Here is a 17,572-nt window from a genome sequence, read left to right as displayed (position 1 = left end):
TGCTATTCTGATCGTGGAGATTCCACAACTACGATCATCCGCGCCTGCGTAACCACTGGCGGTACAGCAGGAACAATTTATAAGGAGAGTTCATGAGCGAGACTGCAAAGCTCATTCTCGACGGCAAGGAATACGACCTTCCAGTCATTACCGGATCGATGGGCGAAAAGGGCATTGACATCAGCTCCCTGCGATCCACCACCGGGCACATCACCCTCGACGACGGCTACGGAAACACCGGTTCCTGCCAGTCGGACGTTACCTTTATCGATGGCGAGCAGGGCATCCTCCGCTATCGCGGATACCCGATCGAGCAGATCGCCGAGAATTCCAGCTTCATCGAAGCCGCCTATCTCGTGATCTTCGGCAAGTTGCCCAAGCAGGACGAGCGTGACAACTACGCCCAAGCACTCGCCGACAATGCTCCCTTGCACCAGTCGATGATGAAGCACTTCGACGGCTACGGCTCCAACGGCCAGCCGATGGCGGTCCTCTCCGCCATGGTGAACTCGCTGACCGCATACGACCCGCACGTCATGCACCCGGCCGATGAGAGCGACGTCTTTAACGCTGCCGCCACTCTCATGTCGAAGGTCCGCACGATTGCCGCCGCGTCGTACAAGACAACTGTTGGCGAACCGATCGTTTACCCGCGCCCCGACCTCAAGTACGTCGAGAACTTCCTCCACATGATGTTCTCCACTCCCTACCACGACTACGAGCCCACCCCCGAGGTGGTTCGTGCGCTCAACATGTTCCTGGTGCTCCACGCAGACCACGAGCAGAACTGCTCAACCTCCACGGTCCGCATGGTTGCGTCCTCGAAGGCAAACCTGTTCGCTTCGGCTTCCGCCGGCATCTCCGCCCTCTGGGGCCCGCTACACGGCGGCGCAAACGTTGCCGTGATCGAGATGCTCCAGAAAATCTACGACGAGGGTCTCGACCCGGCTGTCTTCATGGACGAGGTCAAGGACAAGGAGACCGGCCGTAAGCTCATGGGCTTCGGTCACCGCGTCTACAAGAACTTCGACCCCCGAGCCACGATCCTCAAGGGTGCCGCCTTCGACATGCTCGAGAAGATGAACATCGACGACCCGCTTCTCGATGTTGCTCTCAAGCTCGAAGAGGTTGCTCTCACGGACGACTACTTCGTGGAGCGCAAGCTCTACCCGAACGTCGACTTCTACTCCGGCATCATCCTGCGCGCCATCGGCATCCCGCTGGACATGTTTACCGTTATGTTTGCCATCGGCCGCATGCCCGGCTGGATTGCGAACTGGAAGGAAGTCCACGAGGATCCCAAGTCCCGTATCTACCGTCCCCGCCAGATCTACACGGGCGACGTCGAGAACACCTGGATCCCGCGCAACGAGCGTTCCTAATTCATACAACCATCCGGAGGCCTCTTCTTGCGAAGGGGCCTCCACTCATTTCCACGACAACTCCCGGGGCCTGCAGAAATGCGACAATCGGCGACCAACAATCTCATGGCGCGCTTATTCATGCCAAAAGGCCCTCATTATTGCAGTGGGTCAAGAGAACGTTCCGGTCGAGCAAGATGAGCCTGTTGGTGGAAACAGGAGAGCAGAATACTCCTCATCTGGCCCGCTGTCAGAAGTTTTTACAATTAGTTGCATGTGGTAAAAATAACCCTCTTCTTCTGGCGTTTACTGTGTTATCTTATCGTTGGCTTCCCTGCGGTTGTCTTGGTCACCGCTGGTGAACGGAGCGTCTTCTTTCGTGCAGGGCACTTAGTCAGGTGGAGTTATGGCCGACAAGACAGCAAAGAATCCGAAACGGCAATGGGGCGCCGAACGTGCGACGGCGCCCATGTCAATCAAGCATCCGGTCCCATCCCTGCGGAAGATTGTTGTCGGGCGAATCGCCATTATCGTCACCATTTTTGCCTGGTTCATGTACGTCATCACGACGATTATGAGGGAGTTTATCGAGGGCGATCCCGGGTCGCTCCGCTACGTTCTCGAAGCGGTCTCCTACGTTGCTGTTGTCACCGCACTGACCTTCTCGGCGCTGATGTATCTCCTCGCACGGCAGGGCGCCCTCTATCGCTTTCGGGACCACATCCGGACACCACGCGGCCCCCTAGACCAACATTACGACGGGGCCGACGGCCACGACATCACGGTCCTCATTCCTTCCTACAAGGAGGAACTAGACGTTATTGCCAAGACTGTATGGTCGGCTGCGCTCCAGGAGTTCCCAAGCAAGCGGATTGTTTTACTCATTGACGACCCACCGAATCCCACAAACCCTGACGATATTGCCCAGCTCAACGCGGCCAGGGACCTGCCGGCACGGATCGCAGCCGCACTGGACGAGCCCCGGAGCCGGCTCGAACACACTTCCGCCGTCGTTCACGACGAACTCGAGGGTGCCGAGACCGCACCTCGCGACATTCTGTCCCTGGTTGCCGCGGACTACGGCTACGCCTCCGAATGGCTGGAAACCATGGCGTGTGAGCATCCGCTTGTTGACCACACCGATGCGTTCTTTGTTGAGCGGGTCCTACGCGGGCTCGCTGGCGACCTGAAGCTCACGAAAATCGCGCTGGATGGTGCGCTGGATCAACAGCAGTCTCCCACTCCGACCAGGCTCCTTCAGTTGCACAACCGCCTGGTGCGGATCTTCTCAGCCGAAATCATGGTATTCGAACGGAAGGCCTACGATTCCCTCTCGCACGAGGTGAACAAGGCAATGAACCTCAACTCCTATATCGGGATCATGGGAAAACGGTGGCGGATTGAGAAAACACCTAGCGGTCAGGTCCTTACCGAGGTCGGTGCCCACTCAGAATGCGATCTTGATATTCCGTGGACCAAATACCTGCTGACGCTCGACGCCGACTCCATGCTGCTCCGGGACTACTGCGTGCGTCTCGTTCACGTCCTGGAGGAGCCCGGCAACGAACGCATTGCCGTTATCCAAACCCCGTACTCTTCGTACCGTGGCGCGCCGTCCCGCATTGAGCGCATGGCGGGGGCGACAACAGACTTGCAACACAACCTTCACCAGGGCATGAGCTACTACAACGCCACGTTCTGGGTGGGTGCGAATGCGGTGATCCGACGGGATGCTCTCGAGGACATTGTCGAGAAGCAGACCGTGGGTGGCTTCGAGATCCGCACCTATGTTCAGGACCGCACGGTTATTGAGGACACCGAGTCAAGTATTGACCTCGGCACTCACGGGTGGACTCTGTTGAACTATCCGGAGCGGCTCAGCTACTCGGCGACGCCACCCGATTTCGGTTCCCTTATCGTTCAGCGCAGGCGCTGGGCCAACGGCGGCCTTCTCATCCTCCCCAAGTTTGCACGGCAGTTGCGCGAACGCCGATACCGGCGCGACCGGGTCCTGCACCGAGAGATCTGGCTCCGCATCAACTACATGGCATCGATCGCGTGGGCCAGCGCCGGTCTCGTGTTCCTCCTGGGCTACCCGTACGACAGCAGGTTGCTCAGCCCCTGGGTGATCCTTGCCGCCGCACCCTACTTCCTGTGCATGGCGTCCGACCTGAAGTATTCCGGACACAGACGTACCGACATTTTCCGGATCTACGGCTTCAACCTGGTGCTTCTCGCGGTCAACATCGCCGGTGTCGTGAAATCAATCCAGCAGGCACTGACAAACACGAAGATCCCGTTCGCGCGTACTCCGAAGGTGCAGGACCGCACTGCCGCCCCTGGAATCTATGTTTTCATTCCCTACGTCATCGTCGGCTTCTCCGTCCTCACCTTTATTCGCGACTATCAGGCCGAGAACTGGGGAAACGCAATCTTTGCCGCAACGAACGCGATCCTATGTACATACGCGATCATCGCCTACATTGGCATCCGCGCTTCCCTTGTCGACATGGTTCTCGGTGTCGTGAACTGGCTCTACGTCCCGGACGTTCCCTCCCGCCGGCAGCTGAAGAAGAAGGAAGAAGAGGAGCGGGCGGCCCGCCGCGCCAAAGGCGCTTCAGAGCCCGTCGAGTGGGAACGGATTCTTTACGACGGTGACCGCAGGTTGGGCCCAGACGTGAAGCGTAAGAACGACCTGCGCCGCAGGATCACCCCGAGGTAGGACCATGTCGAAGCGTTTTCCCGGGCGCAAGCTCTCCCTCGCTCGTCTCGCCTTTCTGATTGTCGTCCTCGTTGCCGTCGGGGTTGGCGGCATCACGGGCTTCAACTCCTGGCAGGATTCCCGTACCGCAAGCGATAGCGAACCGTGGTTCGCTACCTACGTTGACGTCACAGCATCGCCGTCCTACGCGTTTGAGCAACCTGTCTCCGACCATGAACAGGATGTCATTCTCAGCTTTATCGTGGCGGCGGATGAGGCGACGTGCGAGGCAAGCTGGGGTGGCTACTACTCGCTCGAAGAAGCCCACAGGTCCCTCGATCTTGATCGCCGCATTGCCCGCCTCCAGCAGGGCGGCGGCTCCATCGTCATCTCACTGGGCGGGGAAGCCAACTCGGAACTTGCCCTTGCCTGCGAGGACACCGACGATCTCGTCGACCAGTACCGGGCCATTATCGACCGTTACGAACCGGCCGCTCTCGATCTGGATATCGAAGGTCCGGCCCTCACCGATACTGTCTCCCGCGAGCGCCGTGTGGAAGCTATCGCCACCCTTCAAGAGGAGTACGGGGAGGAGTGGATGCCGGTATGGCTCACCCTGCCGGTAGGCCCGGAGGGTCTGACCGCCGACGGCGTCGCCGTTGTGAAGGAGTTCCTCCACGCAGGGGTGGATATCGCGGGCGTCAACGCCATGACGATGAACTACTCTTCGGAGCTGTCCGCCCAGGACATGGGCCAGCAGGTCATCGATTCCTTGGAAGCCACCCACCGACAGGTCATGGCAATCTACGCCGACGATGGGCAACCCCTCGGCACTCACACAGCATGGCGGAAGATTGGGGCAACCCCAATGATCGGACAAAACAATGTTGCCTCCGACATTTTCACGCTCGATGATGCTCGCGTGCTTCGCAATTTTGCTGGCGATGTGGGGCTGGGCCGGATGTCGCTGTGGTCAGCGAACCGGGACCGTACGTGCGCCGATGCCTACGCCGATGGTCACATCATGTCCGACTCCTGCAGCGGCATCGACCAGGGCGCCAAGACCTTCGCAGGGATTCTCGGGAATGGCTTCACGGGTTCACCGGCAAGCACAGTTGCGGAGGACACGGATAGCCTGCGTCCCGAAGATATCGTTGACGATCCGGAGACCAGTCCGTACCCGATATGGAGTGCCACGTCCTCCTACCCGGCTGAGTCACGGGTGGTATGGCGGCAGAACGTTTACGTGTCGCAGTGGTGGAACTCGGCGATCCAACCCGACGATCCGGCTCTCAGTGCCGCCGATAATCCATGGCAGCTCATTGGCCCCGTTCTCCCTGGCGAGTCGCCCCTTCCGTTGCTTGAGCTTCCCGAGGGTCATTACGCGACATGGGATCCAGAGCTGGAGTACCGCCGGGGTGACCGCGTCATCTTCGATACTGTCGCCTACGAGGCACAGTGGTGGACTGTCGGGGAGAACCCGGCTTCCGGCCAGGCAGATCCCGGATCCTCACCGTGGCGGGCACTTAGCCAGGACGAAATTGAACAGATCCTCGAGGAAGAATACGAGGAGTAGCAATCAGGCGCCGGCCGGATAGGGCTTTGGGGAGCCGCGGTTGGCCGCGGTCACTTACTGGCTTCACTGACGGGTTCGTCAACCACGGCATCCAGCCCGTGCTTCACGAACCTGTCAACAAGTTCATCAGCCAACAGTGGCTTGGCGAACCTGTACCCCTGCATGAACCGCACCCCGCTACCCCGCAAATACTTGTAGACATCATCGTTCTCCACGCCTTCAAAGATCACCGCGGCACCGGTTGCTTGGCCGAGCTCAACAATCATGTCGATGACGATGTCGCTCTTGTTCGTGCCCAGGTCGGCGGATATTGAGCGATCAATTTTCAGGATATCGAAGGGGAAGTGAATAACGGATTCGAGGGTGCACCCGGACGTTCCAAAGTCGTCTAGTGCGACGTGGAGGAAGGGCGTTTCAATCATGCGTTGCAGCCGGGTTGTCACCCGGTCGTAACGTTTGCCAAGCGAGTTCTCAACGAGTTCCAGCGTGAGTTCAATACCGGCGCCTTCCCATTCGCTCTGGAGTGCCCCAATGAACTCGTCATCGGCAATCTGCTCCACATCGATGTTGATGTGAAGACTATTGAGTTCGGGAACGACCTGCTGGAACCGCCTCATATCGGCCAGGGATGTTCTCAGGAGGTAGATACTGAGTTCGGTTAACTGCCCTTCGAACCGTGCACGTTCGGCAATCTGTTCGGCTGTGCTCCCTGCCAGCTCGGAGACACCCGGGCGAATCAGGGCCTCAAGGCTGACAATCTTTCCCGTTTCAGCATCGATGATCGGCTGGTACGCAAATGGCAGGCTCGCCTGCTTAATCACTTGCCTAATCGCGCCTATTTCCATCAGTTCCGAACGATCATTCCCGTTTCTACGGCCCTTCCTTCCCTCGTACATTCGGTAGTCTGCTTCTTCAATAAGGTGACGGGCTTCCGTGGTTCCTGGAAGGGAGAAAGACAGACCGTAAGAAAGCCTCACCGGGATCCACAGAGATCCAACCTTGACGTGATCTGCGACCGCGGGGAGGATTACTTTCATTCGTTCGTGGCCCGCCTGCTTATCCTTAAGCCGCAGGAGGATGAGGCCGAACTCATCGCCACCGAGCCGCGCAACAAACTCATCTGCTTCTAACTGGTTGCGGAGCCTCTCACCGACCGTCTTGAGGAAGATATTGCCGGCCTCGTGCCCATACCGGTCATTCACTTTCTTGAAGCCATCAAGGTCGATATAGACAACCGCAAAACCCCGTGTTGCTTCCTGCGCGGTTATTTCCAGGCCGTTCATGAATGCTCGATAGTTTGGAAGTTTCGTAATCGTGTCGGTGCGTGCCTGCCGGTACAACTTTTCGTGATCGCTCCGCACGGTCACCATCGTGTCGCCAATATGGGCGATCGAGTCGAGAACCAGCTGATCCGCTTCCAGCAACGGTGCCTGGTTATTGCCGCGGCGGGCAATGAGGTGACCGTTGGCCATGGGAGATGAAATCTCGTTAATGTTCCTGCCAGCTTCGTCACGGAACTCAATCTCGTAGTTGGGCAGTGCCCTTTTCACGTACTGGAGCGCCGAATCCGAAATCGGCCTATCTTCGAACCAGGGCAGGCTGATCGCGGCATCGTGAACACCCGTGAGTTGGTTATTGATAACCCTAATTGTCCACATCGTGGCGAGAACGAAGGCGATAAGGCCCGTGGCGAGCGTGACGTATGTTCCCGCCCAGTAGGGACCGAAGGCATTGCTTCGCTCCGCAATATAAACCTGGAGATAGCGACTGACCACGGCAAGGAGCGGAATACCAAAAATGGTCAGGGCAAGACGAATCGGTATGAGTGCTGCCAGTCCCTGCCGCACGGTAATCGGGGTGACCACGCTCAACCGAACCGTCGAGATTATTAATCGGGTGACAAGGTAGATGACGAGCGCTACCGCCGTGTAGTACTCGCGCCACCCGTACTCACCAGCAAGCCATTCCACGGCCGAAAGAGCGACAAAGGCACTGCCAAGCTGGTAGCACAGATACTCCATAACGTCCCAGATGAGGCGGACCCGCACAAAGAGGGCGGCAACGTTGGCAATTCCCCACAGCGCTATTGCCGTTCCCAGGTCCGTTCCCATGTAGAGCACGATGAGACTGGCAGGAGAGATGCTGAAGATCAGCGTCGCATCGAGCCTAGAAACCGCCCCACCCAGGGTGGCGGACAGGGCTATGCCGGTGACGGTGACAACAATCCACAGCGGGTCCCACCTCATGTCGCCGAAACTCCAGGCGACGCCAATAGTCGCGACGGCGACAATCGTCCAAATGATTCCCCAGATGAGGGTTGCGCGATCGCTTAGCTTCCGCGGAACCGGCGCATGATGCACGTGATTGCCGTGGAAAAAAGACGCAGAAGTCATGGTATTAACGTATCGACTACCCGTCCCAAATCACACGATTTGGGACACAATTACGTCACAAATCAGCACTCGACGACGTTGACCGCGAGACCACCCTCAGATGTTTCCTTATACTTCGAATGCATGTCAGCGCCCGTTTGCCTCATCGTTTCTATAACGGTGTCAAACGAAACGGTGTGCTGACCATCACCCCACAGGGCAAGCCGCGCGGCATTAATTGCTTTCACGGCACCGATGGCGTTGCGTTCAATGCAGGGGATCTGGACAAGCCCTCCCACCGGATCGCACGTGAGCCCCAGGTTGTGCTCCATGGCGATCTCAGCGGCATTCTCCACCTGCTCGGGAGTGCCGCCCAGGGCTTCCGCCAGTCCGGCCGCCGCCATGGCGCTCGCCGACCCAACTTCGCCCTGGCAGCCAACCTCGGCACCGGCAATCGACGCATTGGTTTTGATCAGGGCCCCGATAGCGGTGGCGGCAAGAAAGTAGCGGCGCTGCCCCTCCTCACTCGCATCTTCCACCTCCTGGCAGTAGTACGTGAAAACCGCAGGTACGATCCCTGCCGCACCGTTTGTGGGAGCCGTGACAACCCGATGGCCGGAGGCGTTCTCTTCATTAACCGCGAGCGCCCACAGGTTCACCCAGTCAATTCCCGACATGGAGTCCGCCTTGGTCGTTTCGGACAGCTCCCGATAAAGGCTGGGCGCTCTCCTGCGCACACCGAGCCCGCCCGGTAGCGTGCCTTCGGTGGAGACACCTGCCTTGATGCAGTCCGCCATGGCGGCAGCAATGTCGGAGATGTACTGGAGAACATCGCCCTCCGATCGGGCAGCGATCTCGTTTTCCCAGACAATGTCAGAGATTCTTTTCCCGTTTTCCCTGCATAGGACGAGCAGTTCGTCGGCTGTGGAAAACGTGTGTGGGGCGGGGCGGGAGTGGGCTGCCTGGGATTCACTGGATGCCATGGCCCGAACATCGGGAGAATTCGCGGGATCATCGGACAGGTCCTCCATGATGAACCCGCCACCGATCGAATAGTACGTGCGCGAGTAGCTGTCGCTACCGGCGTGCACGGTAATTTCCAGGGCGTTCACGTGGTAGGGCCGTCGGATCCGCGGGGAGTAGATCATGTCGGCCTCAAGATCGTAGGGAACACTTCCTACTTCCCCGAGCTGAATCCGTCCCGTTTCTGTCACGGTATCCATGATTGCGTCGACCACTTCAATCCCTACGGCATCCGGTCGATATCCGGCAAGGCCCAGGAGGACCGCCCGATCCGTCCAGTGGCCGCGGCCGGTAGCGCCAAGCGAACCGAACAGTTCAACGGTTACGCGCTCAGCAGGCTTGTCTCCCAACCAGTCGCGCGCGACTGTCGCGAAGGCGTGCCCCGCCTTCATGGGTCCCACCGTGTGCGATGAGGAGGGCCCAATTCCGATCCGGAACATGTCGAAGACCGATAGCGGTCTCGTGGCCTGTTCAGCTTTGATCTGGCCGGCAACGATGGCGGCTGGGGACGAACGCATGATTTCTACCCTTCGATATCGATGGTCAATCGTTTTCGTAGTGCGGGAACGACATGCTTGGCGAGGAGTGGTGCCAGGCTTGCCGGGATATTATCCGAGAGGTCCAGCCACTTGAGTTCAGCTATCTCTGCTCGGGCAGTGAGGCCTGCGGCTTCGCGCTCGGTGAGAGGCTCGGCCAAGAATACGGTCGACGATACCCTCCATCCGGGTTCGTTCGCCGCATCTTCGTCGAACTCGCCAAGGAGCTCCAGCTGGTCTTCAGTTCTCATGAGATCAACTTCTTCGAGAATTTCTCGGGAGGCGGCCTGGACCGGGGTTTCTCCCGGCTCCAGCTTTCCGCCAACCAGCATGTACTTACTCGTGTTTTTCTTTCGGACGGTCAGGAGTTTCCCGTCGGACACGAAGCAGACACCGGTGATTGTGAGAATCATGAAAGGAGCTCGTTGACGCGGTCCACCTTGGCGGTGAGCTGGCCCGTGAAACCGGGACGAATATCGGCTTTCATGACGAGCGAAACTCGCGGCGACACTGCTGCCACCGCCTCGGTAGCTCGCTTCACGACTTCCATAACCTCATCCCAGGCACCCTCAATCGTCGTAAACATCGAGGTAGTTTCGTGTGGCAGGCCGGATTCTCGGACTATGCGGATCGCGGAGGCGACAGCCTCGGAGACCGATCCGTCTTCGGTTTGGGCGGTTGTGGGGGCAACAGAGAAGGCAAGTAACATGTTCTCACGGTAGTTCACTAACCTGGGCGAAATCTAAGAAGGAAAGAGCCCTTAACCCTCTCAAAGCAGATCGTTTCCCGCTACAGTGGAATGAAGCCACCAGACGGAGGAAGTACTTATGCCAACTATGAACGTCGAGTCATTTAACCTGGATCACCGCATGGTTGATGCCCCGTACATTCGCGTTGCCGATGTGAAGCACCTCCCTCACGGGGATGTGCTGACGAAATACGATGTGCGGTTCTGCCAGCCGAACGTTGATCACTTGGAAATGGACACCATTCATTCTATTGAGCACACGTTTGCTGAGCTCTCGCGTAACCATTCGGACCACGTCATCGACTTTTCCCCCATGGGGTGCCAGACCGGCTTCTACCTGCTCATGTCGGGTGAGCCCGCCGAAGAGGAGATCCGGAACCTTGTCGCCCGTACCCTCACCGACCTCATTGATGCCGACGAAGTTCCCGCAGCCAACGAAGTTCAGTGCGGATGGGGGGCCAACCACAGCCTCACGGGCGCAAAGCAGGCCGCTAAGGCCATGCTCGATGAGCGCGATTCGTGGGCAAACGTGATGAAAGACTGATCATGCGCACTGCTGCAGCCATTATTCTGACCGCTATGCCCGAAGAGGCAGCCCCCTTCCTTGAGAAGGCAGGCGAGAACCATCGGGTTGGGGAACTCAATACACCCTCAACCTTCAAGGCCTGGTTCCTTGATCTCGCATCCCCCCGTGTCCTCCTCGTCCAGACCGGAATCGGTCAGACCGCTGCCGCCAGTGCCCTCACATGGGCCCTCGGTCAGGTCTCCACCCGGGATGTTTTCATCTCCGGAACCGCCGGCGGCCTCCACACCACCATTAATGTCGGCGACGTCGTCATCGGCTCCGAGTATCGGTACGGCATGGCCGATGCAACCGCATTCGGATACGAGTTCGGCCAGGTCCCAGGCCAGCCACCAGCCTTTGAAGGCTCCTCCCGGGTTGCCGAAGTTCTTGAGACCCTCGAGGTCAACAAGGACCGTATTCGGCAGGGCCTCATGCTGTCCTCCGATAGCTTTGTCACCGCGAAGAACGTCGACGCAGTCCGCGAAGCCTTCCCCGAAGCTCTGTCGACCGACATGGAATCCACGCCCCTCGCGCAGATCTGCCAGGCCTACGGAACCAGCTTCACCGCCGTTCGGGCCATTTCTGACCTGTGCGGCCCGGCTGCCGACCAGGATTTCCACATGGAAGTCGATAAGGCCGCGGCCCTCGCCGCCGAAACAACAACCGCCATCATTTCCCTCCTCCGCGGGGGCAGCAAGCCGGATCGTCGCCGCCGACAGTTCGGTCTCGATGCTCTCTACGCGGCTCTGTACACGATGATTGCCGTCAACAAGGAGCTTGAACCGGCTGATGCCACCGGGCTCGACCTTGACCTGTCCGACCTGTCCCGGGATTTGTACGAGGAGCAGGTGACAGGCTTTGCCGGTCTTGTTGCCGCAGGCAAAGAATATGTTGCCGCACACCCGGACAGCCGGATCACCTCCCAGCGTTACGACGCCCTGAGAGCCGAAATACTGAAGGACCTGAACCTCACGGGTGGCCGGGGCAGGCAGACATGGCCACCGACGTCCCAGACCATCATGAAGCGCTTCGACGGCTACTGGAATAACGCAATGACGGCGATTGGGCTGAAGGGTGCCAGCGGCCGCCGCCGCGGCGGCCTGCGTTACTCGGATGAGGACTACCGCGAAGCAATCCGGCTCTACCACCAGGGGGTTAGCGAGCAGCGGAAACACCCCTCCTACTCCGGATATCAGACGTGGCTCTCAACGCAGGACAAGACATACCCCTCCGGTGCGTCTATCCGACAGCATTTCGGTACCTGGGCCGATGCGATCCTCAGCCTGTACGAGGAAAACTAACCCAGTATCCCAAGCGTCTACGAAAGAATTTGCCAGGCACTTCAAACCATCATTGGGGAGTGCCGGGCAGATCTTTGCCAGTAACTCTCCGCGTTACTGGGAATCCTTGTAAATCTAGATTCTCAATAATTCTCGATTCTCAGCGCTGGTGGGGCGCGTTAGCCCTGAATAGGGCCGACACCTCGTCCGCCAGCGGGAATGTTCCCGGCTCGTAGACGCACAGTGGCTCTTCGGCATAAATGTTGCCGGTCGAATTGTAGGCCCGGGAACGCGAACCGCCGCAAACTGTGTTGTACTCGCAGCGGCCACACTTACCTTCGAGGAAGTCGGGGCGGCGGATCCCGGTGAACAACTCCGAGTTCCGGTAGATATCAACGATCGAGGAGTCGCGAACGTTTCCTGCCGGGACCTCGAGGAACCCGGACGGAGTTACCTGACCGACATGGTTAATGAAAACGAAGCCGTTACCGGAGGATACGTTGATCGGGGGCCTGCGGCGCCTGCCACCATCAAGCAGGCCAAGGGACTCACTCTTCTCGCGCAATGCCTGGTAGAGCGGACCGAGTTTCATTGCTTCGACAGGGTCGATCCCTGCCTCTGCAAGAACGTGACGCTGGATTGACACCCGACGGAAGTGGTGGCCCTCGGTTGTTTTGACCGGAATCGTTTCTCCCATGTCGTAGAAGACGTTCAGAACATCCTCGCATTCCTGGGCATTGAGAGCACCCAGGTCCACGCCGCGGCCGGTGGGCACCAGGAGGAAACCGGACCAGGTCATGACCCCAAGATCCTTGACCAGTTTCGCAATGTCAGGAAGCTCCATGACGTTATGGCGGGCAACAACCGAGTTCAGCTGCACCTTCATGCCGAGCTCCCGGGCCGCCTCCCATCCACCAATCGTGTTCTCGTACGTTCCGGGGATCTGACGGAAGCCGTCATGGCTCTCAATCGTTGCACCATCCAGCGATAGCGAAATGACGTTGACACCCGCGTCCTGAAGGCGCTTCAGCGACTCCCTGTTGAGTTTCTTTGTGCCCGACGGGGACACGGCAACATGGAGTCCCATATCGACTCCGCGCTTCGCGATCTCGAACAGGTCGTCCCGCTCAAAGCAGTCACCACCGGAAATGATGAAAATCGGGGCGGGCTTACCAAAGGAGAGGACCTCCTTCATGAGGTTCGTTGCCTCATCCGTTGTCAGCTCGAAAGGATTACGCCCCGGGGCCGCCTCGGCCCGGCAGTGCCGACAGGCTAGCTGGCATGCCCGTGTTGCCTCCCAGATGACAATCATGGGTTGCATCGCGGGATCGTGTCGGCGGACGCGGACGGGACGCTGGGTTCGCGAAGAGGGTGCAAGGGTCATAAAACCATAATGACCGGAAGAAATCGGAGTAGGAGGGCCGAACGTCCCTAGTTATTCCATTCCTTGGCAAGATCGGTGAGAGCCTTCTCGCGAACCGCGGGGTCAAAGGCGTAGCAGCTCACGATGACCTCATCGAGGGAGAAAGCCTCAACAAACTCATTGATCTTCTGGGCAACCGTGTCGGGAGTGCCAATGATATGGGTGGGGTCAATGCCCGGATTGCTCCAGGTTTCCACCCTGTCCCAGGTTGGCTCCTGGAGTGGGCCCGTGGCACCAAAGCGTAGTTGCTCCTGCATCTTCTTATGCGTCGTTGCCTGATACTGGGCTTCCCGCTCAGTTTCGGCAACCATGATGTTCACTCCCGCCATGACGGTAGGCTTCTCCACCTGGGCGGTGTCTGCACCGGCCTTGAACCGGCTGCGGTAGGTCTGGAGGGCTGCCGACATCTGCTGCGGCGCAAAGTGGGAGGCAAAGGAGAAAGGAAGCCCGAGCTCTGCCGCGACCTGGGCGCCTCCCGTGGACGATCCCAGCATCCACAGTGGCACGTTTGTGCCCTCGCCGGGAATGGCACGAACGGTGCGGTGGAAGCGGGATGGGCTCACGGATAGGCCAAGAACGGTTGCCTGTGCACCGGACACTCCTTCATCAACCCCAACGGAGTCGGAACCGGAGAAGAAGTTCGTAAGTTTAAGGACATCGGCCGCGAAATCGTTGAGATCGGAGCCGCCCCTGCGCAATTCAGCTGCCGTCACCGGGTCCGTTCCCGGGGCTCTGCCCAGGCCAAGGTCGACCCGGTCGCCGTAGATCGTTGCGAGAGTGCCGTAATATTCGGCCACCATAAGCGGAGCATGGTTGGGGAGCATGACTCCACCGGACCCCACCCTGATTGTCGAGGTGTGCTCTGCGGCCCTGCCGAGGAGCAGCGCCGTTGCGGAGGACATGAACGTCGCTGAGCCGTGGTGCTCCGCCATCCAATATCTGTTGTATCCGGACTGCTCCACAGTCTGCGCAAGCCTCAGGGAATCATCGAGAGCCTGCTTCCTTGTACGGCCAGTCGACGTAGGAGCGAGGTCAAGGACATTTAAGGGAACAGTCATAACCCTTACTCTCCTCGGCCCCGCACCTGTCGGCAAGTTCCTGATGCTACTGGCGAACCCCGAGCTGGTCGAGCACGAAGGCTCTGCGCAGGGCCTGGTCCTCCCAAAGGTTGTAGCGCCCCGAACGTCCTCCGTGGCCCGCCACCATCTCAGTCTTGAGGAGGATCGGCCGCTCCTCACCGTTCGTAGCCGTTTCCTGAAGCTTTGCAATCCACTTCGCGGGCTCAACGTAGAAGACCCGGGTGTCGTTCAGCGACGTGGTCGCAAGGATAGCCGGGTACTCCTTCTCCTCGACGTTCTCATACGGGGAATAGCCCTTCATGTACTCGTATACCTGCGCATCGTGGTACGGGTCGCCCCACTCTTCCCATTCGCCCACCGTTAGCGGCAGCGAGGGATCGAGGATTGTTGTCAGCGCATCAACGAATGGGACAACGGCAAGGATGGCACGGAAACGGTCCCCTCCCATGTTCGCCACGGCACCGACGAGGAGGCCACCAGCGCTCCCGCCCTCACCGGCAAGCCGGTCCTTATCGACCCATCCGGAGTCGCGCAGAAAGTCAGCGCAGGCAATGAAGTCCGTGAACGTGTTCTTCTTGTTCAGCATCTTGCCCTCGTCGTACCAGGCCCGCCCCATATCGCCGCCGCCACGAATGTGGGCAATGGCGTAGACAACGCCGCGATCAAGGAGGGAAATAATCGACGGCCCGAACCCAGGGTCGCTCGAGATCTCGTACGATCCGTACCCGTACAACAGGCCGGGGTTCGTTCCATCAGGCTCGACACCCTTCCGGTAGGCAAGGGTCAGGGGAATCCGTGTTCCGTCCTCTGCCCGCGCCCATTCCCTTCTTGTCTCGTACCGGGACCGATCATAGTTCGGAACTTCCTTCTCCTTGAGCAGCGTGGTCGTTCCATCCACCACAGAGTAGGAGTAAACGGAGGGTGGCTGAATGAGAGAGGTCAGGCTGTAGTCGAAGGAATCGGCCTCATACTCCGCGTTATTCGCCAGTTCGATCGTCGACAGCTCAGCACCCGGGAGCACATATGCCCCACTCCATGCGCCGTCGTTGCGGGGAATGATCCGCAACTGGGTTTGCCCACCGGAACGCATCGATACCACCGCATAAGATGCGAAGGCAGAGATGCCTTCGACTCTTTCACCAGGTTCGGCCACAAGGAGAGGCTGCCAGCTTTCGGGCTCGGAAGTCCCGATCGGTGCTGTGGCAACCTCGAAGTCTTGACGGTGCAGGTTGTGGACGATCAGGAGCTCGTCACCAGCAGGTTCAACCGAGTAGTCCAGGCCCTCGCGCCTAGTTGAGACAAGAATCTGTTCGGCACCAGCCTCGGCTTTCATGATCCGCACCTCGGAAGTGAGGCGCGACTGCGAGTGGAGGATCAGCCATTCGCCATCCCGCGAAATTTCGGGGTAGACCGTGTACTTCTCATCCTCTTCCTCAAAAATGAGGACATCGGTGGCCGGGTCCGCCCCGAGCTCATGGGACCACACCTGGTAGGCACGCCAGGCTTCGTCCACTCGGCCGTAGAACAGGTGGGTCGAGTCCTTCGACCACTCCATGCCGTACCCGGCGCCAACAACGCTCTCATCGACAACTTCACCGGTCGCAATATTGGAAATACGGAGGGTGAACCGTTCGTCACCGGAGACATCGATACCAAGGGCAACGTACTGACCATCGGGTGACACCGCATAGCCGGCCGCGGAGAAGAATTCCTTCCCTTCGGCAAGCTCGTTCTGATCAAAGAGGAGCTGTTCGCCGTCGGTTACGTGATCCGGGTTGGGGCGGGTTTCGCTCGCCACGCGGTGATAGGAACTGTAGGCCTTGCCTTCGTAGGTGCGGGCAAAGTACCACCAGCCATCCTTCGCATAGGGAACCGAGGTATCGGTTTCCTTCGTGCGGGACTTGATCTCCGAAACAATGTCTTTCTGGAGTTGCTCGGTGGGTCGGAGGATCGCCTCCGTGTAGGCGTTCTGCGCGTGGAGGTAGTCGAGAACCTCCTGGTCTTCCTTATCCCTCATCCACTCGTAGGGATCCGTGAAAGTATCCCCGTGAAATGTGCGATGTACAGGCACCTTCTTGGGTGCGGGTGGCTGGGCTGCTAGTGGCGTAGTCATACCCCCTAGGTTAAGCGATCGGGGCCCCTTACTTACGCACCAGCGGGCCATCCATTCGGCTCGCACTGACGCAAATCAAGGGTCTGTTGCATCATGACCGGAGCAGTGCCATCAGGGTTACATTCTTCGACGTGCCCGCGGCCAAGAAAATGGCCCACTTCATGGTTAACGAGGTAGGTGCGGTATTCCTCGAGACTACCGCCAGCCTCGAGGAAATCCTCCGTCGCCTCGGCCCAGCGGTCGACGTTCAGAACAACATCCGAGCCGGTGCGGCACGAGGTGTACCCCATCGTGTTCAGCGGGGCGCACAGCTCATCGACAGTATCCGGTGTCGCCAAGCGAATGGTGACCTCCGCATCGTCCGGTTCAACTAGCTCAAAGGCAACAGAACCGTCCGCTCCCCACCCGCGATCGTCGTTGAGGGTGTTGACGACGATTCCGGCAAACAGCTCCGTATCAACGGAAATATCGGACTCGGTAACAACGGCAACGCTCACGGTACGATCCGCCTCGGGGATCTCGTCATCGACTCGATCTCCACTCGCAACCGTGAACTCACCGGAGCCGCTGTCCGGCTGGTCAACCGAGTCCAGCCCGCCGAGGCTCTCGCCGACTTTGGAGGCAGCACCGATCTCGGACTCGGCGCCGAGAGCAACTCCGGGCGCGAGAATGATCCCGGCGGCGAGAACACCCGCCCCGAGTTTTATTACAGTTTGGTAACGGTGCACGGTTCGATACTACCTAGTTGCCATCCCCCTCGGTCAAGGGCTGCGTTCACAAAACCCAGTGTTTACC

General features: G+C 59.0%; 13 protein-coding genes. 5 read left to right on the top strand and 8 right to left on the bottom strand.

Going from position 1 to position 17,572, the window contains the following annotated elements; genetic code table 11:
* Positions 1-92: 92 nt before the first annotated feature.
* From ACTHUY_RS04285 to ACTHUY_RS04275, 3 genes are all read left to right on the top strand, one after another.
* Positions 93-1,382 (top strand): citrate synthase, encoded by a 1,290-nt coding sequence (locus tag ACTHUY_RS04285; protein WP_441677786.1) that lies wholly within the window; start codon positions 93-95, stop codon positions 1,380-1,382.
* A 385-nt stretch (positions 1,383-1,767) separates the two neighbouring features.
* Complete coding sequence (locus tag ACTHUY_RS04280) at positions 1,768-4,083, top strand: glycosyltransferase family 2 protein (protein ID WP_441677783.1); 2,316 nt, start codon at positions 1,768-1,770, stop codon at positions 4,081-4,083.
* 4 nt (positions 4,084-4,087) lie between these two features.
* Positions 4,088-5,638 (top strand): chitinase, encoded by a 1,551-nt coding sequence (locus ACTHUY_RS04275; RefSeq protein WP_441677781.1) that lies wholly within the window; start codon positions 4,088-4,090, stop codon positions 5,636-5,638.
* A 50-nt stretch (positions 5,639-5,688) separates the two neighbouring features.
* Here ACTHUY_RS04275 and ACTHUY_RS04270 read toward each other — a convergent pair whose 3' ends face one another.
* The 4 genes from ACTHUY_RS04270 to ACTHUY_RS04255 form a co-directional block, all read right to left on the bottom strand.
* Complete coding sequence (locus tag ACTHUY_RS04270; RefSeq protein ID WP_441677779.1) at positions 5,689-8,031, bottom strand: EAL domain-containing protein; 2,343 nt, start codon at positions 8,029-8,031, stop codon at positions 5,689-5,691.
* Between the two features lie 62 nt (positions 8,032-8,093).
* Positions 8,094-9,551 carry an L-serine ammonia-lyase gene (locus ACTHUY_RS04265; RefSeq protein WP_441677777.1) on the bottom strand — a complete coding sequence of 486 codons (1,458 nt, stop codon included), beginning with the start codon at positions 9,549-9,551 and terminating at the stop codon, positions 8,094-8,096.
* A gap of 5 nt (positions 9,552-9,556) precedes the next feature.
* Positions 9,557-9,982, bottom strand: a complete 426-nt coding sequence (locus tag ACTHUY_RS04260; protein WP_126704313.1) for an NUDIX hydrolase — start codon at positions 9,980-9,982, stop codon at positions 9,557-9,559.
* On the bottom strand, positions 9,979-10,278 hold the full coding sequence (locus tag ACTHUY_RS04255; RefSeq protein ID WP_126704314.1) for an MTH1187 family thiamine-binding protein: 300 nt from the start codon (positions 10,276-10,278) through the stop codon (positions 9,979-9,981). The genes ACTHUY_RS04260 and ACTHUY_RS04255 overlap by 4 nt, the downstream gene beginning before the upstream one ends.
* 118 nt (positions 10,279-10,396) lie before the next feature.
* Between ACTHUY_RS04255 and ACTHUY_RS04250 the strand changes: the two genes are divergently transcribed.
* Together ACTHUY_RS04250 and mtnN are read left to right on the top strand one after the other, a co-directional pair.
* Entirely contained in the window at positions 10,397-10,861 is a 465-nt protein-coding gene (locus ACTHUY_RS04250) for an S-ribosylhomocysteine lyase (RefSeq protein ID WP_441677775.1), read from the top strand.
* Positions 10,862-10,863: 2 nt separating this feature from the next.
* Positions 10,864-12,183, top strand: a complete 1,320-nt coding sequence (gene mtnN / locus ACTHUY_RS04245; protein ID WP_441677773.1) for a 5'-methylthioadenosine/S-adenosylhomocysteine nucleosidase — start codon at positions 10,864-10,866, stop codon at positions 12,181-12,183.
* 139 nt (positions 12,184-12,322) lie between these two features.
* Here the strand turns inward: mtnN and ACTHUY_RS04240 are convergent, their stop codons facing one another.
* Genes ACTHUY_RS04240 through ACTHUY_RS04225 form a run of 4 tightly spaced genes read right to left on the bottom strand, consistent with a single transcriptional unit; the run spans position 12,323 to position 17,505 of the window.
* Positions 12,323-13,546 carry a TIGR04053 family radical SAM/SPASM domain-containing protein gene (locus ACTHUY_RS04240; protein ID WP_441654020.1) on the bottom strand — a complete coding sequence of 408 codons (1,224 nt, stop codon included), beginning with the start codon at positions 13,544-13,546 and terminating at the stop codon, positions 12,323-12,325.
* Between the two features lie 47 nt (positions 13,547-13,593).
* Positions 13,594-14,643 carry an LLM class flavin-dependent oxidoreductase gene (locus tag ACTHUY_RS04235; RefSeq protein WP_441654021.1) on the bottom strand — a complete coding sequence of 350 codons (1,050 nt, stop codon included), beginning with the start codon at positions 14,641-14,643 and terminating at the stop codon, positions 13,594-13,596.
* Positions 14,644-14,689: 46 nt separating this feature from the next.
* Positions 14,690-16,777, bottom strand: a complete 2,088-nt coding sequence (locus tag ACTHUY_RS04230; RefSeq protein WP_441677771.1) for a S9 family peptidase — start codon at positions 16,775-16,777, stop codon at positions 14,690-14,692.
* Positions 16,778-16,809: 32 nt separating this feature from the next.
* Positions 16,810-17,505: a DUF3152 domain-containing protein gene (locus tag ACTHUY_RS04225; RefSeq protein ID WP_441654023.1), complete on the bottom strand. Its 696-nt coding sequence runs from the start codon at positions 17,503-17,505 to the stop codon at positions 16,810-16,812.
* Positions 17,506-17,572: the final 67 nt, after the last annotated feature.

It is taken from the genome of Flaviflexus sp., from assembly GCF_052087705.1.
In the GTDB taxonomy this organism is placed as follows: Bacteria; Actinomycetota; Actinomycetes; order Actinomycetales; family Actinomycetaceae; genus Flaviflexus; species Flaviflexus ciconiae.
This window is presented reverse-complemented; position numbering and strand designations above follow the sequence as displayed.